Genomic DNA, 25,517 nt, shown 5'->3' with positions numbered 1-25,517 from the left:
AAAAGTTAACCACCCCCACCCCACCCCAAACCAAGCACCGATAGCCGCCGAGAATGCGCTGGCACAGGAGGGCTCTCGAGGTGCACCTACATGAGCGCATGGTGATCACTCGTCCAAGAGGGCGGCGGCAGCTGGCACGTCTCGGTCGGGCTTGCTCGGATATCTGTGTCGTGGCTGGTGGAAGTTCGGCGCGGTCCGCCTGCGAAGGCGTGGGGGTGCAGCGTCGAAATCGTCATGCTCTCGCAGGAAAAAGTCCGAACTTCCTTGCTGTGAAAGGCGGTATTCTCTGACGCTATGGCAGGCAAGCGCACAGTCCTCACGGCGGGTTTGCGGCGGCTCTCGGTGCTGCTGACCGAGATGCGCGAACATGCGGGCCTCAGCAAAGAGGAGGTCAGCGGCAGGACCGGCATCAATATCACCACGCTGTACCGCATCGAGACGGCGCAGGCGCGGCCGCAGCGCCGCACACTGATGGCGATGCTCGATCTCTACGGCGTCACCGAACAGCAGCGCGCGGATGCGGTGGAGTTGTTGTCGGACGCGCTCAAGCCCGGTATGTCACGGCCCTACGAGGCGACGCTGACCGAGGTGCACGCGGCCTATATCAACTTCGAATCCGAGGCACTTTCGGCCCGGCACTACCAAACTTCCTATATCCCAGGGCTATTGCAGACCTCGGAGTACGCCGAGGCGGTCATCGATACCAATATGCCGAAGCTGGACGCGGCCACGGTGCAGCACAATGTGCGGGCGCGGATGGATCGGGCCATGCACCTCACCAAGACCGATCCGCTGGAGCTCTGGGTCGTACTCGATGAGGCGGCGATCCGGCGCGTGGTCGGCGGGGTGGATGTCATGAAGGGGCAGCTGAAGCGGCTCTTGGACGATTCGCAGATGAAAAACGTTATCCTGCAAATACTTCCGTTCTCCGCAGGTGTGCATCCCGGCATGGCCGGTGCGTTCACACTGCTGGACTTCAAGGATCCCGCCGATCCGGAGCTGGTCTATGTGGAGGGCATCGCGGGCGATCAGCTGATCGAGGGTCATCCGCAGATCCGCCGCTTCGGCATCATTTTCGATCAGCTGCGGGCGATGGCTTTGAGCCCGCGCGACTCCATGGCGCTCATCGCCAAGGCATCCGACGAGATGCGCTGATCAGCTGCGACTGGCTCGCCGATACCCCACTGTCGCGGGTATCGCGAAGACTATGATCGCGCCGACACACCAGGCCAGGGTGGCCAGCAGCGGCTCGCGCACCGGACCGCCGACGGACAGGCCCTTCATGGCATCGATGGCATGCGACATCGGCTGATCGCGCACGATCGGCGCGGCCCACGCCGGATAGGCGAACAGCGGCACGAACCCGGTACTGAAGAACATCAGCAGCGATGACCCGAGCGAAACTATCTCCACCAGTGCGGCTTTCGCACTGAACACAGCCACCGCGGTGACCATGGTGGCGAAGGCGATGCCGAACAGCAGTGGCACCCCGAACAGCGCGATACCAGCGATCAGGCCCTGATGGAATCGGAAGCCGAGCGCCACCCCAACCACGAACATCACGCTGGTGCACAACAGGATCCGGATCGCCTCCGCGACGATGCGCGCCGCCAGTCCGGACGCGCGGTGCACCGGCAGCACCCAGAAGCGGGCCAGCAGACCCTCATCACGCTCGCGTCCGAGGGTGATGGCACCGGCCACCGAACCGGACATCACGCCGACCAACGCCACCATCGGCACCGAGCCGTAGAGTGCGTTCTCACCCGTGAAAGCCGAAATCTGTTGTCCTAGGACAGTATTCAATATGAACAGCAGGAGCGCGGGGAAGACGAGCGACTGCACGACCGTCAGCGGATCACGCCACCAGCGCATCAGCAGCCGCTTGGTCTGGATCATCGTCTGCGGGATCAGCAAACGCCAGATCTCGGTCCGACCGGTGACCGCGGGCAACTCCCGGGCGGGATCCAGTACCTGAGTCATGACGACCTCCGCATCGACATGTATACCGCCCCGGCGCCGAACATCATGGCGGGGATGACTGTCCAGGCCAGCGCGGGTCCGAAGATCGACCAGCCGACCACGCCCGCATGGCCCGATGGATCACCGGCGAGTGCCCGCAGCCCGTACACGAAGTGCGAGATCGGCTGGTTGCGTGCGAAACCCTGGATCCACGTCGGGAATTGGGAGGCCGGTGCGAATCCGGTGGAGACCATGCCGAGGATCAGCTGCGGCAGGATCAGCGCCTGGGTGGTCGCCTCCGGGCTCTTGGTCGCGGTGCCGAGCAGATCCGCGCCCAGGCACAGGTCCAGCGCTATCAGCATCGCGTACCCGATGAAACCGATGGTGTCCCACCAGCTTCCATAGAAGCGGAAGCCGATCACATGGGCGGAGGCCAGGGCCGCGGCCAGTGCGACCGCCGCCCGGAACAGTGCGGTCGTGACCCGCGCCGCGAGCGGCACCGCCGAAATCATCGGCATCGATCCGAACCGGGTATTGAGCCCGTCCCTGGCATCGGAGGCCGACCGGAATGCGGCCGTGATGGCGCAGAAGGCGACCGCCTGCATGACGATCATGGGCGTGAGGAACTGGGCGTAGCTGCTCAGGCCGTGCCCTTTGAAGGTCATCACGCGATTCAGCGGCACATAGAACCCGACGGTGAAGACCGCTGGCGCGAGCAGTGCGGTGATCAGTTCGCCATTGCGCCAGGCCGGCCGGACCAGACGCCAGGTCAGCGCCCACCACTGCGCCGCGGTCGCCATGCGCGGCGGTGGTGCGTCCACCAGCCGCTCACTGCTCAGGCGGCGGTATTCCTCGTCGCCGCGTTGCTGCTGGACGGTGCTCGATCCAGCGTCGCTGCCGATGCTCATCCGCACGCTCCCATCCTGCGCGTCATCCGTGCCCGTTGGTGGGGAACCAGCTGTTCTCAGCATGTCGCACACACCCTCGGCCGGTCCAGCTTTCCGCGCTGCTCCTGTACCACCGCAATCTCCTTTAGCACCTCGGCAGCCGTCATCGAGTCGCCCCGATGCCCCGCGTATCCGCGCAAATGCGGCCTCTGACGTGCGGGCGCCCCGCGCCTCCCGAATCGCGCTCGGCCCACCCGCAGAGTTCCGGCGCGTCGGAGGAACCGCTCAGGCGCCCCGAATGGCCATCGTCGATGGCGATAGCTTCGCCGAGGCCGTCGCGGACCACCGCGCTCTCGACAACCCGCAGGTAGCCGGTGCCGAACTCGCGACCGGCCCACCGGCCGAACTCGGCCAGCACATCGAGATGCAGATCGCCGACTATCTCGATGTATCGGGCCATGGCGATCGGCGCCGACCCGGCTACCTGCTCGGGGAATCGGATACCGTGCCGGGCGGTCGACGACGGACGCCTTCCGGCCGCCGTATCGCGCCGAGACATGTCTTCGATATCCGATACCACCGGTCGATACCGCATAGTCCCCTCGTCCGCTTTCGTCCCTGCCCACCGAAACCGGGCGCGCCGCCACATCGCGACGTTCATCAAATCTCGTAGACGAGAGCATGTTTCGATACCGCCCCCGAGTGTCGCAATGACGCCTCCCGAGGGTCCCGAAATCCCCACCAAGGTGTATGCGCGAGATCTCTGTCATATCCGCCCGGCGCGCGAATCATACTGCGTCGCTATCACTCTCGGCGGGGGGCCGAATCGTGGGGTGACGACCGCGCACGGGGTGAGTAAGGTATGCCCCGATGACCAGCATGGAAGCCCGGTTCCGTGACGCCGCACGGACCGTGCCCCTCCCCAGTCCTTGGAATCTGTCCGCCTACCTCGCAAAGGTCGCCGCGCACCGCGGCCGTTCCATCTCGCTGCAGGCGGTCCCCGCGTCCGCGCTGGCGGATATCGGCTGCCGCGGCAGTGGGCTCTGGGTGGCACGCGGCCGCGACGACATCATCGTTTACGACGCCTCCGCCACCGAGCGCAATGTGGACCACATCATCCTGCATGAGATCGGACACATGCTGTTCGGACATGGCAGGGGCGAGACGGCGGCCGCCGCGCCGATCGCGCCGACGCTGGCCGCGCTGCTACCTACCCTTTCACCAGCCTCCATCGAACATGTGCTCGGCCGCAATGAATTCGGCGCCGATCGCGAACGGGACGCGGAGGTCTTCGCCGATATGACCATGGTCTACGCGACCCTGCCGCGCCGCAGGGATCGGTCGTTTCGGCTGTTCGGGCGCGGGCGCTAGGGACCGTCGGGTAATCGACGAGTTCCGGCGCGCAACTCGTCGACGAGATCCTGATAGGCGTCGGCCAATTCGTTGAGCCGCACCCACGCGTCATAGAAGACGGATTCGGGCGCGTGCGCGAGCGGCACGAAGGCCTGCGTGGTCATCCTGGCCAGTCGATCCACGATCTGGCCGACGGTCTCGGTGTGCAACTGTGCGGCGGTGCAGGGCACCGGCATCGCCAGCGTTACCCAGAGGTCGATCGTCCGGACCAACTGAGCGCGCCGCCGATCCAATTTGGCCATCTCACTGATCGGTGTCCGCTCGCGAATCTCGTGCAACTGCGCCAGTTCCCCCGCCGCTTCCAACATTGGATGATCCTCATGCGGCAGCCCGCGAAACGCGGCCAGCAACAGATCCCGGCCCGGCATCATCCGGTCGCTTCCGACATAGCTCATCTCGGCCTCCCGCCGACGCCCGACGCCGTCGGCGCACCATCCGACCAGCAATGTCGTTGCCGCACCGCCCGACCGCACCCCACACCCCGATTATCGACCCGGATCCCCGTCCGCGGCCAGAAACCGCCGATATCAATTTGTTACAGATCAGCCGTGGCGGCGCTACCCCCTCGATGGGTGCGAGCAGTCGCGGCAGGGGGCATGCCGGCACGGACCGTTCGACTAGGCGGGTATGCCCTCCGCGCCGTCGGCCAGGTAGTCCGGACCACCGACATAGAAGGTACGGCCGGATGCGGTTGCGGCACCCGCGGCCTCGGCGACGACAGCAGCGAACTCGGCGATCGTCGGGAGCGTGCAGTGGTCGCGGCGGGCCGACACCGCGTCTGGATTGCGACGTTCGAGCAGGCGCACGATGATCGTGCCGTCGATCATGTCACCGGACACCACATTCAGTCCGATTCCCCGCGCGGCCAGCTCGGGAACCATGGCCCGCAACGCGTCTTCACCAGCCCGCTTACTCGCGGCGATCGGCTCGTAGTCCGCCGGAACGGGCTTGCGACCGTGGAAGTGCGCCTGATGGCTGGTCACGAAGACGATCCGGCCGCCGGCGGGCAGATGCGGCGCGGCCTGGCGCACCAATCGAACCTGCGCGTCGCGGTTGAGCGCCATCGCGTAGTCGGGACCGGCATTGCGCTCGAGTCCGCCGGATGCGTTGAGCACCAGCACATCCAGCCGGCCGAACGCCGCCACCACACCGGCGATCAGCGCGGCGGTCGACTCCGCATCCGCGAGATCCGCGCCCGCGATCGATGCGCTGCCACCGGCCGCGATGATCTCCTCGGCGATCGCCTCGGCGCGCTTGCGCTTCTCGCGATAGTTGACGATCACATGGTCACCGCCCGCCGCCAGCACCTTCGCCGTCTCGGCCCCGATCCCTCGGGAAGCACCGGTGATCAGCACAATCCGTCGTTCCGTCGAGTCGCCCACCGTCTCCCTCTCACCGATCAGCCCACAGCAACGCTTCTAATTTAGAATCACTATGGTAGTTCGAAATGAGAAGTGCAAGCGGAGCGAAACCGTCCAGGGGTGGAACCGACCCGGCGCACGCGCCGATGCTGGCGACCATGGACCTCATCGGCCAGCGCTGGATTCTGCGCGTCCTATGGGAACTCGAACCCGGCCGGCTGGGCTTCCTCGAACTGCGCCGCCGCATGGGCAACTGCTCATCGAGCATGCTCTCCACCCGCCTGCAACACCTCCAGTCCGCGGGCGTGATCATCAAGAATCCGGACAAAACCTACGAACTGACCCCTGCCGGACAAGAACTCACCCAAGCCCTGCAACCACTCTGGGACTGGTCCGAACGCTGGACCCCAGCACTGCCCGACTAGCCGCGGTCCCGTTCGAGAGCCGCACCTCACCTGTGGTTCCTGATGGCGGATACGACGAAGGCGGTCCCCGGAGCACATCCGGGAACCGCCTTCGGGGGCAGCGTTACTTCAACCGAAGCTTGCCGAACAGACCTTCCTTCTCGTCCTCCGGTCCGGCAGTGAAGTACAGCGAGTCGGCGTCGCCGAGGCTCTCGCCATTGCCGAACATCAGGGCCCACAGACCAGGGATCTCGACCGGCTTACTCTTCTCATCGCGCAGGTAGTCGACGAACTTGCCGGTGGCGTCGTCGTAGGCGAGCACATGGCCGAGGCCGCCGAAATTGCCGACGAGCAGCTTGCCGCTGAGCGGACCGAAGTTCGCTGGAGCCACCGCGACACCCCACGGCGCGTTGAGACGACCGCCGTCGTCGAGGATGCGGACGAGCTTGCCGTTGGCGTCGAACTCGGCGAGCTTGCCCTTGGCTGGCTTACCGTTGGCGTCCTTCTCCTGGTCCTTGTCGAGGGAATCCTCTTCGGCCTTGTCGAACTTCGTCGCGTCCTGCTCATCGGGCTTGGTGTCGGCGTAGGCGACGAAGACGCGGTTGCCGATGGTGGTCACATTGAACGGGGCCGGATCGCCGGGCTTGGCCTTCTTACCCTTTTCCGGTGCGGCCGCATCGATCTGGTCGCCGGTGGCGAACGGGTTGGCGAAGCCGACGGTCGGAATCAGCTGCCAGTCCTTGTCGAACGTGCGGATCTGCGGGTTCTCGCCGAAGTCGGCGGCGAGCAGCTTATCGGCGGACGGCGTCAGCGCGATGCCGAAGAACGCCATGCCCTGCGATTCGCCGTCGAAGACCAGATTCGCGGGACCGTCGTGGCGGATGATCGCGCCCTCCGGGCCGAGTTCGGTCCACGCCGAGATCTTGCCGGAGTCGGTGGCGAAGATGAAGCGCGACGAACCGGTCAGCAGCAGCGGGCCGCCATCCGCGTCCACCGGCTGATCACGCACGACGAACAGGTCCGAGGTGATCGGCGCGCCGTTGAAGACGACGCCGGTGGTCTTGCCGATGCTCTTATCCGAGGTATCGGCGTCCGCGCCCGGAATCGTGACGATCTTCAGCGGATCCTGGAACAGCTTCTGCACTTTGGGATCCGCCGACGCGCTGACATCGCCGACGAACTGGAAGGACTTGCCGCCCGCGCCGACCCAGAAGTGCCCGCCCGCACCCTTGGGGCGATCGGCCAGACCCCAGGCATTCACCATGTCGGGGAAGGTGTACTGCGCCTTGTATTCGGCCTTGTTGGCGGCGAGGTTGGTCTGCGCGTAGTGATTGCCGTCCAGGGCGGGCACATCATCGCTCGGCGACTTCGAATCCGAGCATGCCGCGGCGACGACCAGGGCCGCACCCAGCACCGCTACGCGCAGCAGACCATTGCGGGTCCGGGACCGCCACGCACCGTTCCGGCGCGATTCACTCCAGCGTCCGTTCAACATCTTCGTCCTTTCCGGCCTTCGCTACCCTCATATGGCGATTAGGCGATGCTAACCTTAGCTTGGCGGAATTTAGACAGTATGGGAGCACCCGGGAATCGACAGGTTTATGCTGTCGCCCGTGGTCGCCCCCCAGCCTTCCGTCGCACCCCATCCCGATATCGCTCCGCTCGCCGCGCTACTCGGCACCTGGCGCGGTCCAGGGCACGGTGAATACCCGACCATCGAATCCTTCGACTATGTCGAGGAAATCAAATTCGGCCATCTCGGCCGACCGTTCCTCACCTACCGCCAGCGCACCCGCGCCGCCGACGGCAGCCGCCCCATGCACGCCGAAACCGGCTATCTGCGCTGCCCGCGCCCGGATCACGTCGAGCTGATCCTGGCGCACCCGACCGGCATCACCGAGATCTGTGAGGGCAGCCTCACCATCGCCGACGGTGCGCTGCAGATGGAGTTCGAATCGACCAGCATCGGCCGCAGCAGCACCGCGAAAGTGGTGACCGCCCTCGGCCGTTCGATCGTATTGACCAGTGACACCATCGAATACACGCTGCGCATGGCCGCGGTCGGCGAACCACTCACCCACCACCTCGCCGCAACTCTCCACCGCGTCTGACCCCGCACATCCGGGTTGGTCACCTCACATGTGTGCGGTGACCGTGGGGCAAACCGGTGTGCCAGGTCAGTCGCGCGTTGTGTCGGGGCGCCAGGGAATGTAGATCCGCCCGTCGGCCTTCGCGGCGGCCTCGGCCGAATGGAGCTGGTACGGCGTGATACCGCCCGCTTCCCAGGCACCGACCGAACCCGCCGCAATGGCCTCGGCCGCCTTCGGCGCCAAACCGATCTCATTGCGTACCACCGCGATCGGACGGTCGGCCAGTGCGAACCAGTCCAGGTCCAGAAAGTCGTGACTGCCGTGGGTCAGCGCGCCACGACGCATGGCATCGCCGAGGCGGGTCGCCATGCCCGCGGTGCTCAGATGCCCCTCGTTGGCCTCGAACAACCCCGCACCCGCATGCAGATAGCCGGTTTCGAACAGCGAAATCACCATGGCCAGCAGGCTGAACGCGCGCGGATCGTCATTGGCGCGCGCCATGAACGCGAACACCTCGATCTCGTTCTCCAGGGTGGTGCCGTATCCCGCGAGCACATGCACCCAATCGTGCTGGGCCAGCAGCGGCGGCGCCGAACCCGGCAAACCCGGGGTGACGAAGCCGCGGTCGGCATAGAAATCCGATACGCCGCGCCCGAGCGTGCCGACCGGCAGCTCGCGCAGGGTGGCCCAGCGCGCCGCCAAGGCCGGATCGTCGCTGACCTGCCCCCAGGACGAATCCAGGCTTTCGGTGTGCAGCGCGGTGATCCGGCTCGGATCCAGCCCGCCGAGGTAACCGTTGCGATCGAAGTCGACCGCGGCCAGTTCGATCGCGCCCTCGGCGTACTTGTGCGCCACCGCGATCATGTCGTCGTCGACCTCGAGCGCATCGGCGAATTCGCGCAGTTTGGTCGCGACCAAGGGCGGTAGCGGCCGCACCACCAGCGCCGACAGCAACATGGTCTGCACGACCCGCTCGCGGAAGATCCGATTGCGCCGGGCCAACCCGACCGCGAAGGTCTGGGCGTCGATGGGCCGCAGCGTGTCCAGATCGACACGATGACCGGTCATCGACAGGAACAGCGCCGGGATCAGCAATTCCTGCAGCGGGGCCAGTCCGTCTTCACCGCCCGCCGCGGCCACCACACCGCTCGCGATCAACGCGACTTCGGCCGCATCCGGCGGGGTCAGCAGTACATCGTCCATCCGGTCAACACTCCAGCAAGATCGCCAATGACGTCCACCGCCGCGGTGGACGCCTCACAGTATCGAACCGAATTCCGCACGGCGACTACCTGTTTCGCCGAGGGCGTAGTCGAAGCGGGTCGACGCGGACAAAGGGATTGCTTCGGTACGTATGCTGAATTCATCGCGTGAGGCTTCCGTCGGCGAATCAGCCGTGGGCAGAGGCGGTCCGGAAGCAGAATGCGCTCGGAGGGGAATCAAGTGGGCTCTGCGCGCTCGAATCGACCGGCGCTCGATCTTCGAGTGCTCGGACCGGTGCGCCTGCTGGTCGACGATCAGGCGATACCACTACCCGGTGCCAAACTCCGCGCCCTGCTCGCCATGCTCGTCATCAACCGCCGCAATGCCGTCGCGAAAACCACACTGGCGAACAGTATTTGGGATGACGAGAAGCCCAATCGCGCGCTCGACGGCCTCTACGCCTATGTCTCGAATCTGCGCACCATTCTGCGTTCGGCCGGGGTCGACGACCGGGCCATCCTGCGCACCGTAGACGCCGGATATCTTCTCGATATCACCGATGACCAGTGCGATGTCGGCCGCTTCGAGCGGTCGCGGACCCAGGGCTCACTGGCCTTCACCACCGGTGATCTGGAAACCGCGGCCGAATGCTTCGCCGCCGCACTCGCGGAATGGAGCGGTGAGGCCGTCGCCGGGCTGCGCGGCCTACGCTTCTTCGACAATTTCGCCACCGATGTGGACGAACGCCGATTGAATGCCAACGCCGACCGCCTGGACGCGGATATCGCATGCGGTCGCGAGGGTGCTGTCCTCGGCGAACTGACCGCGCTGACCACCGAACACGCGGTGAACGAGCGGCTCTGGCGACTGCTGATCTCCGCGCTGTACCGCGCGGGCCGACAGGCCGACGCGCTGGCCGCCTGTCTGCGCATCCGTCGCAACCTCGCCGACCAGCAGGGCATCGATCCGGATCCGCGAACGCTCGCGCTCGAGGAGGCGATCCGCAGCCAGCAGGTGCTGCCGGCGGTCACCTCCTCGCCGGGTGCGACCAAGCGGGATCTACCCGATGTGCTGCACCAGGCGTGGCTGCGGGTCGGTGACGGTGAGGCGATCGCCATTCCGGCGACCGGGCTGCGGATCGGCCGCGAATGGGATAACGACGTCGTGCTCGACGACGCCAGGGTCAGCCGCAAACACGCGCGCATCGTGCCGCGCGAGAACCGGATCTTCATCCGGGATCGGGATTCGGCCAACGGCGTATACGTCAATGGCGTCCCGATCGGTGCCGATACCGTGCTCGCGCACGGCGATGTCATCCGAATCGGTTCCACCACACTGCGTTACGAAATGCCGGACCAGCCGGAGAACGGCAACCGCACCACGCACCGACGTGGTCAGTAACCCGTGGGCAGGGCGGCGAGCATGTCACGCGTCACCGCGACGGCGTGATCCGAACTGCCGCCCTTGACGAGCAAGGTCGCGAAGGCGAGATCCCCGCGATAGCCGACGAACCAGGAATGCGATCCACCGTCGACCTCGGCCTCTCCGGTCTTCCCGTACACCTCGCCCTGGTCGGCAATGCGTTCAGCGGTACCCCCGGTGACCACTTTGCGCATCATCATGCGCAAACCGTCGACCACCTCCGCTCCGATGGCCGGCCGATCCCCCTTGATCTCAGTGGTGCGTCCGGCGATCAGATACGGCACCGGTGCGCAACCGTGCGCGACGGTTGCGGCGAGCACCGCCATCCCGAACGCACTCACCACCACCTTGCCCTGTCCGATGCCGTCCTCGGTGCGCTGGATCACATCCTCGGCCGATGGCACCGAACCCGATACGGTCGGCAGGCCGGGGACCGTATATCCCTGTCCCACACCGAATTTCGCAGCAGTATCGTGCAGGGCGTCGCCCGTCAGTTCACTGGCCAGCTTCGCGAACGCGGTATTGCAGGACCGCTCGTAGGCGATCGCCATCGGCACATCACCGAGCTGGAAGAGGTTGTAGTTCGGAATTGTCCGCTCCCCGATGACAATTCGGCTCGGGCACGGCAGAACCGTTTCCGGCGTCGCCTTTCCGGCCGACATCGCGGCCGCCGCGGTCACCGTCTTGAATACCGAGCCCGGCGGATACTGGCCGATGGTCGCCACCGGACCGTCGCGATCGGCCGCCCTGTTCTGCGCGACAGCGAGAATCGCGCCGGTCGATGGCCGCAGCACCACCATCATCGTCTGCTCCTCGCGAGCCCCGACGGCGCGCTGCGCGGAGTTCTGCACATTGCGGTCGATGCTGAGCGAAAACGACGGTGCGGGTTGCGAGGGCACTTCGGTGAGCACATCGGTGTCGGCGCCATTGGCATTCATGGTGACAACGCTCCAGCCCGCCTTGCCGTCCACCTCGGCGATCACCGTTTTGCGCACCTGTGCGAGCAGATCGGGCGCGAAATCGCGGTCGGTGGGGACCAGATCCCACTGCTGGGTCATCGTTACCCCGGGCAGACCGATGAGATCGGCACTGACCTGGCCGAATTCGTTCTCGCTCAAGAGCGCGACGGTGTAGGCGCCCTTGGCGCCGTACGCCGCGCTGAGGATCGCCTCGGGGGTGAGCCGCTCGTCGAAGCGATGCAGCGCCGCCGCCAATGCGGTCGCGGTGTACCCCGGATCCGGTGCGGAGGCCACGGTGAACGCGACCCGGGATACCTTGCCCGGCACCAGCACATCGCTGCCGGACTGCTCGTTCACTCTGGCGCGCGGGGCCGGGTTGGCGCGCAGTGCCATGGTCTGGGTGTCGCCGAGTTTGGGATGGATATCGGAGGAGGTCCAGCGCACCATCCAGCGGCCGTCGCTGCGGCCCATCTGTAACTGGCCCGTGTATTTCCAGATCCGGTCCTTGGGCAGCCGCCATTGGTAGGTGTAGTCGACGGTCGCGGTGTCGCCGGTGACCCTGGCCGCGCCGCTGTGCGCGCTCAGTTGCTCGGCTTGTAATTCGTCCCATGCGGAACGCAGTGCGGCGGTTGCCTTCTCGGGCTGACTGGTCAGCTCGGCGGCCGCGACGACATCATGGTTCGCGAAGGCGGCCAGAAAGGCGTCGGCCGCGGGCACCGGTCCCTGTGGGCTGGCCGAACAACCGGTTCCCGCCGCCACGAGCGCCACGACGGCCAGCGTGAGAAACATACGTCTCGACATCGGCACCGATCGTATAGCCAATCGCGGGCAAACGGCTGTGGCACACCGATGTTCGACACGCCGTATTCAGTCGAGCAGAACGGTGGCGAAGGTGGCGATCTGCCGGAATCCGACGCGGCTATAGGCCCGGCGGGCGATCTTGTTGTAGTCGTTCACATACAGGCTGGCGGTGCGGCCCGAGGCCACCACCGCATTGGCGACGGCGGCCGTACCGCGAGTGCCGAGTCCGGCGCCGCGACGTTCGGGATGCACCCACACGCCCTGAATCTGCCCGGTGCGCCGCGACAGCGATCCGACCTCGGCCTTGTACACCACTTCGCCGTCCTCGAAACGTGCCCAGGCGCGGCCGGATTCGATCAAGCTCTGAATCCGGCGACGGTAGCCACGGCCGCCATCGCCCGCGCGCGGGTCGACGCCGACCTCCTCGATGAACATGGCGATCGCCGCATTGAGATAGCGTTCCAATTCGTCCCGCCGGACCCGGCGGACCTGCGCATCGGCGGTGGCCAATGCGGGTTGTCCGAGGGCGAGCAGCGGCTGCGCACCGCGCAGTTCCCGTGCCGGACCCCAATGCGCGGACAACATCTCCCACAGCGGCAGCGTCAACTCCTGGCGTCCGACCACCGACGAGCACACCCGTGGCCAGCGGACCGCCCGCGTCGCGAACGCGCGCAGCGCATCCTCATTCCCGCGCAACGGCACCAGATTCGCACCGGAGAAGCACAGCGATTCCGACGGTCCGCCCCGGCTCCACAGCTCGCCGTATCCAGCGCCGGCATCCAACCCGAATTCCTGCAACCGTGCCGCCACCATGCACGAGGCGACCGGATCGCTATCGAGGACTCGAAGCACCTGCGCCAGATCCCGGTTTGCGAGCTGACGCGCGGGGGCATCCTTGGCCCGTCGCGCCGGCTCCAGCAGACTCCGCACATCGACAGCCTGCCATGAATCAACTCGAAGTGGTACGTCGATCTCTAGAAGTGGTACGTCGATCCGCAAAAGCGAACCACGAGCCAGTCTTACGAGCGACCGCTCGCGGCCCGCCGCAGGCGCGGCTAGCTGGACACCGTGACGACAGGTTCGCCTGCACCCTCTTGCTCGCCCATCTCCTCGGCGATGCGCATCGCCTCTTCGATCAGGGTCTCCACGATCTGTGCCTCCGGCACGGTCTTGATGACCTGACCCTTGACGAAGATCTGGCCCTTGCCATTGCCCGATGCGACACCGAGGTCGGCCTCGCGCGCCTCGCCCGGTCCGTTCACCACACAGCCCATGACGGCCACCCGCAGCGGAACCTCCATGCCCTCCAGGCCCGCGGATACCTCATTGGCCAGGGTGTACACATCGACCTGGGCCCGGCCGCAGGACGGACAGGACACGATCTCGAGCTTGCGCGGCCGCAGGTTCAGCGACTGCAGGATCTGCCCGCCGACCTTGACCTCCTCGGCCGGCGGCGCGGACAGCGACACCCGAATCGTGTCTCCTATGCCCTCCGACAGCAGCGCACCGAATGCGACGGCGGATTTGATCGTGCCCTGGAACGCCGGACCGGCCTCGGTCACACCCAGGTGCAGCGGGTAATCGGACTGGGCCGCCAGCTGGCGGTAGGCCTCGACCATGACCACCGGGTCGTTGTGCTTGACCGAGATCTTGATATCGCCGAAGCCGTGCTCCTCGAACAGGCTCGCCTCCCACAGCGCCGATTCGACCAGCGCCTCGGGGGTCGCCTTGCCGTACTTCTCCAGCATCCGCTTGTCCAGCGAACCGGCGTTCACGCCGATGCGAATCGGGATGCCCGCAGCACCAGCGGCCTTGGCCACCTCGCCGACGCGGCCGTCGAATTCCTTGATATTGCCGGGGTTCACCCGCACCGCGGCGCAGCCCGCGTCGATCGCGGCGAAGATATAGCGCGGCTGAAAATGGATATCCGCGATGACCGGGATCTGGCTCTTGCGCGCGATGATCGCCAGTGCGTCGGCGTCCTCCTGGCGCGGGCAGGCAACGCGCACGATATCGCAGCCCGAGGCCGTCAGCTCGGCGATCTGCTGCAGCGTCGCGTTGACATCGTGGGTCTTGGTGGTGGTCATCGACTGCACCGAAATCGGGTGATCGCTACCGACGCCGACATTGCCGACCATCAACTGGCGGGTCTTGCGTCGAGGCGCGAGAACGGCCGCTGGTGCGGTCGGCATCCCCAATCCGATTGTGCTGGTCACTTTCGGCTGCCTACTTTCGTGCGTTCTGATCGGGCCGTTCGCCTACCGAGCTTAGCCGTAGGCGGGTTGCGTCCACCTGTGACGGCCATGACATGGGCCATAACAGCTCAATGTCCAGAATTGCCACTGATCCGGGGCCCGCGACAGGCTACCGCGATTTATCGCGTCAACGAAACAGCTGGATCGGATCACGATGTCGGCTACCAGAGATGGGTCACGCTCGAGGCCACCACCTGACACGCCGCTGGGGCACAGTCCTTCGGCCCACCGGTCGATCTACGACGGTACCATATCGACCCAGTACAGCGAGGCCAGCAGTCGACGGCCTCATGGTCGATCAGCTCGATATAGGCCCCTGATGTCTGATCTCCGTACGGGGATCGAGATCCCATACGACACGAGGAGCGCGATTTGGCCGCCGACCAACTGTTAGGAGCGCCAGCGGCAGGATATCGAACACACCGATGGCCAAACGGCCAGTGTCTATCTGCTGATAATTCGGCCTGGCCAGTCCACTGAAAGCTTCCTTGATATTCAGGTAGTCGGCTGCGGATTACCGACGAGCGCGGTCACCCCATTCGCCAAGGGGACGCACCTCACATACGGGCCGTAGGCACCACTTGCCCTTACGTTCTCACATTCTTGAGCAGAATTGAACAGGCGGATTACGGTGTCTTCCCAGTTGTCGTCAATCGCATGAGGGTCCGCTACCGAATACGTCCCCCCTGAACTGTCGAGAAGTTCTCGAGCGATGGCCGTCGCACCTGCAGATTGAGCACCTACGGCGCAAACCAAGCCGCACGCGACGACAACGGCGGCGATCTGACGGATCATGAATCCCTCCCAAATGAACTCCCCTGCCCCAATAGGGCTAACGCGAATCTTGGCCTGCGCCAACGGGTTCTGTCAAGCGGTACGTCGCCTCATCGAGCCTCGGGTAGATCCGGTCGATGACAGGCAGAGACGTTCCGAGGGTTCGACCAATTTGCCCAATCGGCGAGCCGTCATGCGACTCCCGGCTGACATCCGGGCCTCGCTAGAGCAGATGTCGGAGGTATCGGTCCGGTTGAGCGAGAAAATCCCTTGTCAGTCGGACCGGTAGGGCGTCGTCGTAGGCAACCGTCTCGATCTCACCGTCATCAGCGATCTCGTAAATCGTCGCTCCAGGCAACGCCAGCAATATGGGCGAATGGGTCGCCACGACGATTTGACACCGCTGAGCGACCAGTTCCGACAGTCGAGCCAGCACCGCCATGCAGCCGCGGGGTGACAATGCCGCCTCAGGTTCGTCCAGCAGATACAGTCCATCTGGGTAGAAACGATGCCGCACCAGATCCACGAACGACTCGCCGTGAGAACGTTCGTGCAACGACATCCCGCCGAAGACCGCCAACTGATCCGGACCGAGCATTTCGGTTGCGGTAGCAACGTTGTAAAACGACTCGGCGCGAAGAAAGAACCGGCTGCGCGGTTTATTTATGCCCCACCTCAGAACAAGATGCTCGCCCAGCGAAGACTCGGTCGAACGAGTAGCGAAACGGTAGTTCTGGCTGCCACCTTCCGGATTCATCCCGGCGGCGACCGCTATGGCTTCGATCAGGGTCGACTTCCCACTACCGTTCTCGCCCACCAGGAAGGTCACGCCCGGTGCCAATGTCAGTCCACTAGCTCGATCGAGGTGCGTCACCACGGGCAGGCAGAACGGATATTCATCTGAGCGAGTATCCGGCTCCAGCCGTACCTCATGGATATACTGACTCGCTCCAGCTTCTCTCCGCACAGCTCATGCTAACCATGGCGTGAGCGCAATGAGGTCGCCGCGCGACCCTAGAACAGTCGGATCGGGTTGATGATATCCGCGGCGATCGTCAACAGCATGTAGGCGCCACCTATCACCACCGCGACATAGGTGACGGGCAACAGTTTCAGATAGTCGACCGGCGCGCCCGGCGCCAGCCCCTTCCAACCGCGAATCGTGTTACGCACCTTCTCGTACAGCACCACCGCGATATGCCCACCGTCCAGCGGCAATAGCGGCAGCAGGTTGAACGCGCCGAGGAAGAAATTCAGGCTGGCCAGCACCAAAATGAAGACGTTCCACAGGCCGCGCTCCGCGGTCTCGCCGCCGATCTTGCTGGCGCCGTACACACTGACCGGCGTCTCCGGATCACGCTCGCCGCCGGTCACCGCGGTCCACAGCGCCGAAACCTTCTGCGGCATCTGCGCCAGCGATACGAAGGTACGAGTGAATACCTGCCCGGTATACGCACCGGCCGCCGGGATCGCGGCCAACGCGTTGTACTGCAGCGGCTCGTAGTACTCGGAGCCGACGCCGACCGCGCTGACCTCCTTGCCCGGTCCGTTCTTCTGCGCGTAGCGGGTGACGCGCTGCGGGGTGACCTCGATCGTCTTGGTCTGGCCGTTGCGTTCGATGATGTAGGTGAACGTGCCGGTCTGTTTCTGCGTTTCGGCGGTGAACTGCTGCCAGGTGTCCACCTTCACGCCGTTGACCGCCTTGACCACGTCACCGCGCTGCAGTCCGGCCTGCTGCGCAGGCCCGGTGCCGTCACAATGCACCATCGACTGATCCGGATTCTGCGGCGGCACGCAGCTCATCGCGCCAATAGTGGTGGCGGGCGGCTGGTCCAAGCGCGGCAGCCCCCAGCCGACGGCGAGTACGACCAGCAGAATGAAGCCGAGCAGGAAATTCATCGCGATCCCGCCGAACATCACCACCAACCGCTTCCAGGTGGCCTGCCGGTACATGGCGCGGTCGAGATCCTCGGGCGCGAGTTCGTCCAGCGCGGTCATGCCCGCGATATCGCAGAAGCCGCCGAGCGGGAGGGCCTTGAGGCCGTATTCGGTTTCACCGCGCCGGAACGAGAACACCTTCGGACCGAAGCCGATGAAGTACCGCCGCACCTTCATGCCGGTGGCCTGGGCGGCCCACATATGCCCGCATTCGTGCAGCGCGATCGAAATCGTGATGCCGAGGGCGAACAGTACGAACCCCAACGCGAACACCATTTGCTGTACAGCCCTCCTGCGTTGCGCAGCTCGCCTCAAATGAAGTGCGGCCGCCCGCAGCGGCCGCGACTACCCGCGGACGCGCATCCGTTCCCGCGCCGCGAGCACCCCGACCACAGTAACCGGACACCGAGCACCACTCGCTGCCAAGTCTGCCAGGCCAGCATCCGACGGCGCGTCCGATCACATCAAAGGTCGTTCGGTGCCCACGGCCGATCACCGATCGACGAGCGCGCGAGCGTACTCGCGCGCCCAGGTGTCGGCCGCCAGCACGTCTCGCAGTGTCTCGGGTTCGGCGCGCCACTGATCGGCCGCCTCGACGGCGCGTGCGACGGTGCGCACGATATCCGGGAAGCGGATGTGGCCGTCCAGAAAGGCTTGTACCGCAATCTCATTGGCCGCGTTGTAGACCGCGGTGACACTGCCGCCCGCGGTTCCGGCCTGCCTGGCCAGATCGACGGCCGGGAAAACCGCATTGTCGACCGGCTCGAATTCCCAGGTCGACGCGGTGCTGAAATCGCAGGCCGTGGCCGCCCCCGGTACTCGATCGGGCCAGCCGAGTGCCAGTGCGATCGGCAGCTTCATATCGGGCGGACTGGCCTGGGCCAGGGTGGAGCCGTCGGTGAAGGTGACCATGGAGTGCACGATCGACTGCGGGTGCACGGTGACGTCGATGCGGTCGTAGGGCACGCCGAACAGCAGGTGGGTCTCGATCAGTTCGAGGCCCTTGTTCACCAGCGATGCCGAATTCAGGGTATTCATCAGCCCCATCGACCAGGTCGGATGCGCCTTCGCCTCGGCCGGATTCACCGATTCCAGCATTTCGGTGGTCCAGCCGCGGAACGGGCCACCCGACGCGGTCAGCACCAGCCGATCCACCTCCTCGGCCCGGCCGCCGCGCAGGCACTGGGCGAGCGCGGAATGTTCGGAATCGACCGGCACGATCTGGCCGGGTGCGGCGGCGCGTGTCACCAGGGAGCCGCCCGCGACCAGGGATTCCTTATTCGCCAGTGCCAGCCGGGTGCCCGCTTGCAGGGTGGCCAGGGTCGGCTCCAGGCCCAGCGAACCGACCAATGCGTTGAGTACGACATCCGCCTCGGTGCGGCGCACCAGTTCGGTGACCGCGCCGGGGCCGCTCAGTGCCAGGTCGAGTCGCGCTCCCGCAGCCGGATCGGCGACCGCGACATTGCTGGTCCCGGTGGCGGCCATCTGCGCCGCGAGCAGCTCGGTATTGCCGCCGCGCGCGGCCAGGCCGACCACCTCGAATTTATCGGGATTGGCGGCAATAACCTCGAGCGCCTGGGTACCGATCGAACCGGTGCTGCCGAGCAGAAGGACTCTCACAATGTCGGACACGGCCCCATTGTGGCAGCGAGGCCAGCGACGCGCCCGAAGGCGGTAGCCTGCGCAACCACCTAGCACCACCGATCAAACCCAGCCCTGCTGGCTACGACGAGCGGTCGTATGCCACGATATCGGCAGCAACAACCCATACCGAGCTAAGGAGCGATCGTGGCCGCCACGGAACTCGAACCCACTAGTGACCGTGCAATCGTCACCCACGTGGACACCGCCGAGGTTCCGTCCGCCGCATGGGGCTGGAGCGGGGAATCGCGCCGCACCTTCCGCGTCGCGGGCTGGATCGTCTGCGTCATCCTGCTGGCCATGACGATCGGCAACCACAAGGGCCATATCGAGGACATATTCCTGGTCGGCTTCGCCGTCCTGATCGCGGCCGTCATGATCCGCGACTCGATCCTGCGCCGCAAGCCTCGGTAGTCCACGCCGAAAGGTGTTGACCCGGTTGGGGATTCGCCCGCCTAACGCCCTCGTCGCTTGGCGGGCTTTTTCTTGGCACCAGGGTTCTTGACGAAGCCCTTGGCGGCACCGCCGCGCGCGCCCGCCGAGCGTTCGGCGCCGGACTTCTTCGGCGGCTCGGTCTTCTTGCGCTGCGCCGCGGCGCGCGAGCTGCGCTCGGACCGGCCGCGCACGATGCCGACGAACTCTTCGATCAGGTCGGTGGTCTGCGCGCTCGGCCAGACCAGCGCGATCTCGGTATCCGGGACCCCCATCATCGTGCGATAGACGAGGTCGCGGCGGGCGTGCAGGCGGGCGATGGAATGCGGGACGATGGCGACGCCGACACCGGCCGCCACCAATTCCATGGGGCCCGCGACGGTATCGATATCGCTGGTGTCCTGGATCCGTTCGCCCTCCAGATCACCCATGCCCACCTGCTCGAACAGTGACAGCGTGTGATCCTTGGGCAGCACGACGACGGGCAGCTCGCGATACAGCGGAATCGCACTCAGGCCAGCGCGATCGATCGGCAGGCGGACGAAACAGGCGTCGACCCGACCCTCGCGCAGCGCCGCGAGTTGCTCGGCCATCGGGATCGCAACGACCTCGAGCGCGGTATCGGGAAACCGCTCACCCCAGATCCGTGTCCACTTGGAGACCGTGACACCCGGCACGAAGCCGACCCGCAGTGCAACCTCCTGCTGGGCGACCGGCTCGGGCTCTTGGGCTCGGGCGATGATGTCCTTGGCTTCGCGCAGCAATTGCTGTCCGGCCTCGGTCAGCTGAGTCGGCTGTGCCCCGGGCACAAAGAGTTTGGTCCCGAGTTCCTGCTCCAAATCGATCACGGTATGGCTCAACCGCTGCCGGGAAATGTGCAGCGATTTCGCCGCGCGCGCGAAATGCAGTTCCTCGGCGACCGCGACAAACCAGCGCAGGCGGGTCACGTCGATGGACTCGGGGTTCATTCGTATGAGGGTATTGCCCTCGGGGCCGGGGACTTGCATCCGGCCGCGCCCATTAGGCTGTACCGGTGAGCCCGGATAAGAAACCGCAGACCATGAAGCCGCTCACCGCGGCGAACAAGCTCGGCATCTACCTTCCGGCGACGCCCGAGGAATTCCGCAATTCCCCGATCTCCCGCGCCGAACTCGAAGAACTGCGCACCAATCCGCCGGCCTGGCTGACCGAACTCCGCAAAATCGGCCCCTTCCCTCGCGATATCGTGGCCCGCAAACTCGGCGTATCCAATACCGGCCTGGCCCGTGCCGAGGTCTCCGACGCGATGAACGCCGAGGAAATCGCCGCTCTCCTCGCCGACCCGCCCGAGTGGCTGATCCGCGAACGCGAAAACTACGCGGCGGTGCTGAAGGAAAACGAGCGCATCAAAACCCAGCAGGCCGAACGACGCGCCGCCTCCAACCGCCCGGCCAAGAACCGCGGCTGACCACCGCCGGATCCGTATCGGCCGCTGATCGGCACCCCTCGGGCACCCCCAGCGGAGATACGGATCCTGACGGGCGTGCGGATTCACAAGCACCCGAAGCAATCCCGCGCCCACCACGCACGAGAGGCGGCCCCGGATCGGGATGCGAATCGCAAGCGGCAGATAGTGATTCGATTCGTGCGCCCAGCGGGGCTACATCGTTCACCGGGCTTCGCCCCTTGTGGCGCCCATGTGGGTGCGAAGCCCGATAAGGGGTGTAGTAGTCACACGGATAGACATCCGTGTGCTCGAGGGCGGGGAGAAGTGTCTATCTCGCACTGGGTTTCGTGGTGACCAGTTGACAGGTCCCGTCGGTACACGAGCGCTGCAACCGGCCCCGCGAGACGGTCTGGAGCAGTCCGATCGCCCAGCAGGTCGGGCAGCCGCGCAATGCGACCAGGCCGACCGGAAGGAGCACCAGGCTCACGGGGCCGAGTGCCGGTAGCAATGCGAGCGAACCGATCACAGCACCGAATCCGATTGCGCCACGGGCCAAGTGGCGCGTCACCGACGCACTGGCGAACTCATCGCGCCCGCTCGTCGCCCGACCGGTCCCCCTGATCGAATCGCTACGCGATGCTGTCCGCATTACCGACCTCCAAACTCTGCTGCACCGCCGAACGTGCCCGGTGCAACCGCGACTTCATCGCCGCGGAACTCAGTCCGAGCAGATCCGCGACCATTCGACCGCTATATCCCTGCACATCTCGCATGATCAGCACTCGCCGCTGATCCCCGGGCAGCGCCGCGATCGCCGCGGCGACCCGCTCGGCCTCCCAGCGATTGATCGCCTCCTCTTCCGCCGACGCGATGGCCGAATCCGGAATCGGTTCCGCCTGGCGCACGCGCAACCGCAGTTGGCGTAGACATTCGTTGCGCACGATCCGAAACATCCACGACGCCAATGCCCCCGACGCCCGCAATGTCCCGATCTTGCGATAGAGAATGATCAACGCCTCCTGCGCGGCATCCTCGGCATCCTCCGGCGACGCGCACAGCGAATAGGCGAACCGCCGCACATGCGGATGCGATCCGGACACCAGCGTGGTGATCGATTCGATATCGCCCTCCCGCGCCGCGGCGACGAGACGTTCGTCGGGCCAGCACACCTCAGCCACGGGACCGACTCCACCGACGCAGCACGGTGACGCTGCACGCACAAATCAGCAGCAGCCCGACAACAATCGCGGCAATGATCACAACAAACCTCCCGATCTCGTGCCGACCGTGTTGCCGACACAAGTATGAGAGATGCGAACCGGCGAAAAGGATTCACCGCGGGCGAACGGCGTTTGAGCAGACAGCAGCGTCGGGGACCTGATCGCGCAAGCACCGCGGCCGAAATCGGTGAGCAGCACGCGCTCTTGTCCCGTGGCCCGGGCCAGGAGAATGTTCGCCGGCTTCCCATCACGATGGAGCCCCCCTTGCCGTGGCCCGCAATCCAACGCCTTGGCCGTCTCCGCAATGATCTGCACCGCACGTCCCAGCGGCAAGGTCGCCGCATCCACCGATGACGCGTCGACCCCGTCGACACACTGCATGGAGATCCACGCCTGTTCGTTCTCGCTACCCGATCGAAAACAGTGACGATGTTCGGATGATCCAGCTGGGCGACCAGATCGGCCTCCTGCTCGAACCAGATCGAAGGTCTCGTCGCTGTCGTGCCTAGCCTTCGGCGGCCAGCTGCCCGCATGCAGCGGCGATCTCCTGACCGCGGGTGTCGCGCACGGTGCACGGGACACCTTGGGCGTTGACGCGCCGGACGAATTCGGCCTCAACAGGTTTCGGGCTGGCATCCCACTTGCTGCCCGGGGTCGGGTTCAGCGGGATCACGTTGACGTGTACGCGCGAGCCGAGGGCCTTGTGCAGTTTCTGCCCGAGCATGTCGGCACGCCACGGCTGATCGTTGATATCGCGGATCAGGGCGTACTCGATCGAGACCCGGCGGCCGGACCTATCGGCGTAGTAGCGGGCCGCGTCGAGCACCTCGGCGACCGGCCAGCGGTTGTTCACCGGAACCAGGGTGTCGCGCAATTCGTCGTCGGGCGTATGCAGCGACACCGCCAGGGTGACCGAGAGGTCTTCATCGGCCAGTTTGCGGATGGCCGGGGCCAGGCCGACCGTCGAGACGACCACATTGCGCTGGGAGATGCCGAAACCGTCGGGGGCGGGCGAGGTGATGCGCCGGACGGCGGCGACCACCCGCTTGTAGTTGGCCAGCGGCTCGCCCATGCCCATGAAAACGATGTTGGACAGGCGGCCGGGACCGCCGGCGACCTCACCGTCACGCATGGCGGCGGCCGCGGCGCGGACCTGGTCGACGATCTCGGCGGTGGACAGGTTGCGATTGAGGCCGCCCTGACCGGTGGCGCAGAACGGGCAGGCCATACCGCAGCCGGCCTGGCTGGAAATGCAGAGGGTGGCGCGGTCCGGATAGCGCATCAGCACGCTCTCCAGCAGGGTGCCATCGCCCGCGCGCCACAGGGTCTTTCGCGTCTCGCCGCCGTCACAGGCGACGTGTTTGACCACCGACATCAGTGGTGGGAACAGCGACTCGCCGATCTTGTCGCGCACCGCGGCGGGCAGGTCGGTCATCTGTTCCGGATCGGCCTGCAGGCGTCCGTAGTACTGACGCGCGATCTGGTCGGCGCGGAACTTCGGCAAACCGAGCTCCTCGACCACGGCCTTACGCCCTTCGGCATCGAGGTCGGCGAGATGCCGCGGCGGCATACCACGGCGCGGAGCATCGAAGACGAGGGGCAGGGAGACGGTCATAGTCCCTCCAGTGTCCCATCCCGCACGCCGGCTTCCGACCGAAGGTGAGCATCACGACGCCGGACGCGACGAAGGTCACGTTCGGTCGACCGGCACCAGCACTCGAGAGCGGCCATGACCCGATGTCACAACATGCCGATAACCGGCACTGAAACGCCTGCACCGACCATAGCGATCGGCAATGATCGGACTATGACCAGCCACCCCGAGTCGCCGGAGCCGGAGCGTACAGAGGATGTCGCACCCCCGTCGCCGACCGGACCCGAGACCGTCGAGCCGACCGGGAGCACGACCGTCGAGCCGACCCGCCGCAAGACGGTAGCGAGGTCCCGGACCGGCCAAACCTGGGTCGGTCTGATCGTCGCGGCGCTGATCGGGATCGTGGTGCTGATCTTCATTCTGCAGAACCTGGAAGAGCAGCGCGTGGATCTGTTCTTCTGGGACTTCTCCCTGCCGGTCGGAATCATGGTCCTGCTGTCAGTGATCGCGGGCGCACTGGTCATGGCTCTGGTGGGCGGCGTGCGCATCGTCCAACTCCGCCGAGCCGTGAAGCGCTAGCACCGGCGCCGCAATCGACAGTTGCAGTGGGCCGAATCGGCTCACTCAAATCAACGTGGACAGCACCAACCAGGACACGAATGCCGAGGGCAGCATCGAATCGAGACGGTCCATGATGCCGCCGTGTCCGGGCAGCAGCGTGCCCATATCCTTGATGCCCAACTCCCGCTTGACCTGCGATTCGATCAGATCGCCGACGGTGGCCACCAGCACCAGACCGACGCCGAGCACCACGCCGATCATCGAATTGGCCTCCAGCAGCAGGGTGACCGTCAGCAGACCGCCGATAACGCTGAACACCAGCGAACCGCAGAAGCCCTCCCAGGACTTCTTCGGGCTGATCGCGGGCACCATCGGATGCCGCCCGAACAGCACACCGGCGACGTAACCGCCGACATCGGAGCAGACCACCAGAATCATGAAGGTCAGCACCCGCAGATTACCGTCGGGTTCCAGTAGCAGCAGGGTCGCGAACGATGCCAGCAGCGGGATCCAGGCCAGCGCGAAAATGGCGATCGCGGTGTCACGCAGGAAATTTCGCGGCGCGGTCTGCAGTCCGTGATCGAACAGCCGCCACACCATGCAGATCAGCGTGGTCGTCGCGAATGCGCCCGCCACGCCGTTGGCACCCCACGGCCAGCCGAGCCAGAACACCGCCTGACCGCCCACGATGAGCGGAATCCGCGGTACCAGGACATCCGCCTCCCGCAGCCGCTTGGCGACCTCCCAGGTGGCCACGCCGACCCCGGTGGCCGCGACTGCGATGAACACCTTCGGCACGAACAGCAGAATTGCGATGAGCGACAGACCGAGGCCGAAACCGACGGCCAGCGCGGCGGGCAGATTGCGACCGGCACGCGAGGCGGGAGGCGAAGGTTCCGCGGAGTTCTCGTGCGGGGCTGGAGCGCTCCCCGATTCATCGATCGATGATTCGGGCGTCGCGGATTCAGCACGCACATACCCGGAGTTCGCGGGTGCACCGAGCGCCGGTTCAGAATGTGCGGCGTCCGGAATCGCGGCATCGACCGCGCGTCCTTCCATCGCATCAGCTGTGCCGTTGACCGGCCTCGGCTCCTCGGCCGCACCGGTCGCGGCGGCGTTCTCGGCCACGATTGTCCCGTCGCTCAACTCGTCGTTCCGTTCGTCCCCCGCCCGAGCG

26 protein-coding genes are annotated in these 25,517 nt (G+C 65.7%); 8 read left to right on the top strand and 18 right to left on the bottom strand.

Translation table 11 applies throughout. From position 1 onward, the window contains the following. The first annotated feature begins 294 nt into the window (after positions 1-294). Complete coding sequence (locus ACQP0C_RS12070) at positions 295-1,155, top strand: helix-turn-helix domain-containing protein (protein ID WP_433683737.1); 861 nt, start codon at positions 295-297, stop codon at positions 1,153-1,155. Here ACQP0C_RS12070 and ACQP0C_RS12065 read toward each other — a convergent pair whose 3' ends face one another. From ACQP0C_RS12065 to ACQP0C_RS12055, 3 genes are all read right to left on the bottom strand, one after another. Beyond that, a complete protein-coding gene (locus ACQP0C_RS12065; protein ID WP_433733010.1) occupies positions 1,156-1,980 on the bottom strand; it encodes an ABC transporter permease in 825 nt (274 codons plus the stop codon). After that, the gene (locus ACQP0C_RS12060; RefSeq protein ID WP_433733009.1) at positions 1,977-2,867 is read right to left on the bottom strand and encodes an ABC transporter permease; all 891 of its coding nucleotides are present in this window, start codon (positions 2,865-2,867) and stop codon (positions 1,977-1,979) included. Before ACQP0C_RS12060 ends, ACQP0C_RS12065 begins: the two co-directional genes overlap by 4 nt. A 142-nt stretch (positions 2,868-3,009) precedes the next feature. Next, positions 3,010-3,441, bottom strand: coding sequence for a hypothetical protein (locus ACQP0C_RS12055; RefSeq protein ID WP_433733008.1), 432 nt, complete (start codon positions 3,439-3,441; stop codon positions 3,010-3,012). A 275-nt stretch (positions 3,442-3,716) separates the two neighbouring features. Between ACQP0C_RS12055 and ACQP0C_RS12050 the strand changes: the two genes are divergently transcribed. Continuing rightward, the gene (locus ACQP0C_RS12050) at positions 3,717-4,217 is read left to right on the top strand and encodes a hypothetical protein (protein ID WP_433733007.1); all 501 of its coding nucleotides are present in this window, start codon (positions 3,717-3,719) and stop codon (positions 4,215-4,217) included. Here the strand turns inward: ACQP0C_RS12050 and ACQP0C_RS12045 are convergent. Continuing rightward, positions 4,214-4,654 carry a DUF4254 domain-containing protein gene (locus ACQP0C_RS12045; RefSeq protein WP_433733006.1) on the bottom strand — a complete coding sequence of 147 codons (441 nt, stop codon included), beginning with the start codon at positions 4,652-4,654 and terminating at the stop codon, positions 4,214-4,216. The two genes, ACQP0C_RS12050 and ACQP0C_RS12045, sit on opposite strands and share 4 nt — an antisense overlap. Positions 4,655-4,876: 222 nt before the next feature. After that, positions 4,877-5,641 (bottom strand): SDR family oxidoreductase, encoded by a 765-nt coding sequence (locus ACQP0C_RS12040; protein WP_433733005.1) that lies wholly within the window; start codon positions 5,639-5,641, stop codon positions 4,877-4,879. A 65-nt stretch (positions 5,642-5,706) separates the two neighbouring features. On the opposite strand from ACQP0C_RS12040, the gene ACQP0C_RS12035 reads away from it, so the two are divergent. Beyond that, positions 5,707-6,045, top strand: a complete 339-nt coding sequence (locus ACQP0C_RS12035) for a winged helix-turn-helix transcriptional regulator (RefSeq protein ID WP_433733004.1) — start codon at positions 5,707-5,709, stop codon at positions 6,043-6,045. A 103-nt stretch (positions 6,046-6,148) separates the two neighbouring features. Here the strand turns inward: ACQP0C_RS12035 and ACQP0C_RS12030 are convergent, their stop codons facing one another. Then, positions 6,149-7,519 (bottom strand): TIGR03118 family protein, encoded by a 1,371-nt coding sequence (locus ACQP0C_RS12030; RefSeq protein WP_433733003.1) that lies wholly within the window; start codon positions 7,517-7,519, stop codon positions 6,149-6,151. A 106-nt stretch (positions 7,520-7,625) separates the two neighbouring features. Between ACQP0C_RS12030 and ACQP0C_RS12025 the strand changes: the two genes are divergently transcribed. After that, on the top strand, positions 7,626-8,135 hold the full coding sequence (locus ACQP0C_RS12025; protein ID WP_433733002.1) for a peroxynitrite isomerase: 510 nt from the start codon (positions 7,626-7,628) through the stop codon (positions 8,133-8,135). Positions 8,136-8,201: 66 nt separating this feature from the next. On the opposite strand, the gene ACQP0C_RS12020 is transcribed toward ACQP0C_RS12025, so the two are convergent. Further along, positions 8,202-9,317, bottom strand: a complete 1,116-nt coding sequence (locus tag ACQP0C_RS12020; protein ID WP_433733001.1) for a hypothetical protein — start codon at positions 9,315-9,317, stop codon at positions 8,202-8,204. A gap of 240 nt (positions 9,318-9,557) precedes the next feature. Between ACQP0C_RS12020 and ACQP0C_RS12015 the strand changes: the two genes are divergently transcribed. After that, the gene (locus ACQP0C_RS12015) at positions 9,558-10,718 is read left to right on the top strand and encodes a BTAD domain-containing putative transcriptional regulator (protein WP_433733000.1); all 1,161 of its coding nucleotides are present in this window, start codon (positions 9,558-9,560) and stop codon (positions 10,716-10,718) included. Here ACQP0C_RS12015 and ACQP0C_RS12010 read toward each other — a convergent pair. From ACQP0C_RS12010 to dxr, 6 genes are all read right to left on the bottom strand, one after another. Then, entirely contained in the window at positions 10,712-12,499 is a 1,788-nt protein-coding gene (locus ACQP0C_RS12010) for a penicillin-binding transpeptidase domain-containing protein (RefSeq protein ID WP_433732999.1), read from the bottom strand. The two genes, ACQP0C_RS12015 and ACQP0C_RS12010, sit on opposite strands and share 7 nt — an antisense overlap. A gap of 66 nt (positions 12,500-12,565) precedes the next feature. After that, positions 12,566-13,429 (bottom strand): GNAT family N-acetyltransferase, encoded by an 864-nt coding sequence (locus ACQP0C_RS12005; protein WP_433732998.1) that lies wholly within the window; start codon positions 13,427-13,429, stop codon positions 12,566-12,568. A gap of 125 nt (positions 13,430-13,554) precedes the next feature. Beyond that, complete coding sequence (gene ispG, locus ACQP0C_RS12000) at positions 13,555-14,715, bottom strand: flavodoxin-dependent (E)-4-hydroxy-3-methylbut-2-enyl-diphosphate synthase (RefSeq protein ID WP_433732997.1); 1,161 nt, start codon at positions 14,713-14,715, stop codon at positions 13,555-13,557. Between the two features lie 1,036 nt (positions 14,716-15,751). Further along, on the bottom strand, positions 15,752-16,495 hold the full coding sequence (locus ACQP0C_RS11995) for an AAA family ATPase (protein ID WP_433683723.1): 744 nt from the start codon (positions 16,493-16,495) through the stop codon (positions 15,752-15,754). A gap of 47 nt (positions 16,496-16,542) precedes the next feature. After that, a complete protein-coding gene (locus tag ACQP0C_RS11990) occupies positions 16,543-17,742 on the bottom strand; it encodes a M50 family metallopeptidase (RefSeq protein WP_433732996.1) in 1,200 nt (399 codons plus the stop codon). A 216-nt stretch (positions 17,743-17,958) separates the two neighbouring features. Then, on the bottom strand, positions 17,959-19,098 hold the full coding sequence (gene dxr, locus ACQP0C_RS11985; protein ID WP_433732995.1) for a 1-deoxy-D-xylulose-5-phosphate reductoisomerase: 1,140 nt from the start codon (positions 19,096-19,098) through the stop codon (positions 17,959-17,961). A gap of 156 nt (positions 19,099-19,254) precedes the next feature. Between dxr and ACQP0C_RS11980 the strand changes: the two genes are divergently transcribed. Next, on the top strand, positions 19,255-19,521 hold the full coding sequence (locus tag ACQP0C_RS11980; RefSeq protein WP_433732994.1) for a DUF2631 domain-containing protein: 267 nt from the start codon (positions 19,255-19,257) through the stop codon (positions 19,519-19,521). 41 nt (positions 19,522-19,562) lie between these two features. On the opposite strand, the gene ACQP0C_RS11975 is transcribed toward ACQP0C_RS11980, so the two are convergent. After that, positions 19,563-20,507 (bottom strand): LysR family transcriptional regulator, encoded by a 945-nt coding sequence (locus ACQP0C_RS11975; protein WP_433732993.1) that lies wholly within the window; start codon positions 20,505-20,507, stop codon positions 19,563-19,565. A 65-nt stretch (positions 20,508-20,572) separates the two neighbouring features. On the opposite strand from ACQP0C_RS11975, the gene ACQP0C_RS11970 reads away from it, so the two are divergent. Then, the gene (locus ACQP0C_RS11970) at positions 20,573-20,986 is read left to right on the top strand and encodes a DUF5997 family protein (protein ID WP_433732992.1); all 414 of its coding nucleotides are present in this window, start codon (positions 20,573-20,575) and stop codon (positions 20,984-20,986) included. 307 nt (positions 20,987-21,293) lie between these two features. Here ACQP0C_RS11970 and ACQP0C_RS11965 read toward each other — a convergent pair whose 3' ends face one another. From ACQP0C_RS11965 to rlmN, 3 genes are all read right to left on the bottom strand, one after another. Then, entirely contained in the window at positions 21,294-21,614 is a 321-nt protein-coding gene (locus ACQP0C_RS11965) for a hypothetical protein (protein ID WP_433732991.1), read from the bottom strand. Further along, positions 21,595-22,143, bottom strand: coding sequence for an RNA polymerase sigma factor (locus ACQP0C_RS11960; protein ID WP_433732990.1), 549 nt, complete (start codon positions 22,141-22,143; stop codon positions 21,595-21,597). Before ACQP0C_RS11960 ends, ACQP0C_RS11965 begins: the two co-directional genes overlap by 20 nt. 547 nt (positions 22,144-22,690) lie before the next feature. Further along, on the bottom strand, positions 22,691-23,800 hold the full coding sequence (rlmN, locus tag ACQP0C_RS11955; RefSeq protein ID WP_433732989.1) for a 23S rRNA (adenine(2503)-C(2))-methyltransferase RlmN: 1,110 nt from the start codon (positions 23,798-23,800) through the stop codon (positions 22,691-22,693). 192 nt (positions 23,801-23,992) lie between these two features. Between rlmN and ACQP0C_RS11950 the strand changes: the two genes are divergently transcribed. Further along, on the top strand, positions 23,993-24,358 hold the full coding sequence (locus ACQP0C_RS11950; RefSeq protein ID WP_433732988.1) for a LapA family protein: 366 nt from the start codon (positions 23,993-23,995) through the stop codon (positions 24,356-24,358). 45 nt (positions 24,359-24,403) lie between these two features. Here ACQP0C_RS11950 and ACQP0C_RS11945 read toward each other — a convergent pair whose 3' ends face one another. Beyond that, positions 24,404-25,486 carry a phosphatidate cytidylyltransferase gene (locus ACQP0C_RS11945; protein ID WP_433732987.1) on the bottom strand — a complete coding sequence of 361 codons (1,083 nt, stop codon included), beginning with the start codon at positions 25,484-25,486 and terminating at the stop codon, positions 24,404-24,406. Positions 25,487-25,517 lie beyond the last annotated feature (31 nt).

The sequence above is a fragment of the Nocardia sp. CA-129566 genome (genome assembly GCF_050956075.1).
Classification (GTDB): Bacteria; Actinomycetota; Actinomycetes; order Mycobacteriales; family Mycobacteriaceae; genus Nocardia.
This window is presented reverse-complemented; position numbering and strand designations above follow the sequence as displayed.

Bases quoted from the DNA above. Each gene is read 5' to 3' on its own strand.
- ACQP0C_RS11990 (WP_433732996.1), bottom strand. From the start codon at position 17,742: ATGGTGTTCGCGTTGGGGTTCGTACTGTTCGCCCTCGGCATCACGATT.
- ACQP0C_RS12035 (WP_433733004.1), top strand. From the start codon at position 5,707: ATGAGAAGTGCAAGCGGAGCGAAACCGTCCAGGGGTGGAACCGACCCG.
- ACQP0C_RS12065 (WP_433733010.1), bottom strand. From the start codon at position 1,980: ATGACTCAGGTACTGGATCCCGCCCGGGAGTTGCCCGCGGTCACCGGT.
- ACQP0C_RS12060 (WP_433733009.1), bottom strand. From the start codon at position 2,867: ATGAGCATCGGCAGCGACGCTGGATCGAGCACCGTCCAGCAGCAACGC.
- ACQP0C_RS12025 (WP_433733002.1), top strand. From the start codon at position 7,626: ATGCTGTCGCCCGTGGTCGCCCCCCAGCCTTCCGTCGCACCCCATCCC.
- ACQP0C_RS11975 (WP_433732993.1), bottom strand. From the start codon at position 20,507: ATGAACCCCGAGTCCATCGACGTGACCCGCCTGCGCTGGTTTGTCGCG.
- ACQP0C_RS12045 (WP_433733006.1), bottom strand. From the start codon at position 4,654: ATGAGCTATGTCGGAAGCGACCGGATGATGCCGGGCCGGGATCTGTTG.
- ACQP0C_RS12010 (WP_433732999.1), bottom strand. From the start codon at position 12,499: ATGTCGAGACGTATGTTTCTCACGCTGGCCGTCGTGGCGCTCGTGGCG.
- ACQP0C_RS12070 (WP_433683737.1), top strand. From the start codon at position 295: ATGGCAGGCAAGCGCACAGTCCTCACGGCGGGTTTGCGGCGGCTCTCG.
- ACQP0C_RS12020 (WP_433733001.1), bottom strand. From the start codon at position 9,317: ATGGACGATGTACTGCTGACCCCGCCGGATGCGGCCGAAGTCGCGTTG.
- ACQP0C_RS12055 (WP_433733008.1), bottom strand. From the start codon at position 3,441: ATGCGGTATCGACCGGTGGTATCGGATATCGAAGACATGTCTCGGCGC.
- ACQP0C_RS11965 (WP_433732991.1), bottom strand. From the start codon at position 21,614: ATGCGGACAGCATCGCGTAGCGATTCGATCAGGGGGACCGGTCGGGCG.
- ACQP0C_RS12050 (WP_433733007.1), top strand. From the start codon at position 3,717: ATGACCAGCATGGAAGCCCGGTTCCGTGACGCCGCACGGACCGTGCCC.
- ACQP0C_RS11950 (WP_433732988.1), top strand. From the start codon at position 23,993: ATGACCAGCCACCCCGAGTCGCCGGAGCCGGAGCGTACAGAGGATGTC.
- ACQP0C_RS12030 (WP_433733003.1), bottom strand. From the start codon at position 7,519: ATGTTGAACGGACGCTGGAGTGAATCGCGCCGGAACGGTGCGTGGCGG.
- rlmN (WP_433732989.1), bottom strand. From the start codon at position 23,800: ATGACCGTCTCCCTGCCCCTCGTCTTCGATGCTCCGCGCCGTGGTATG.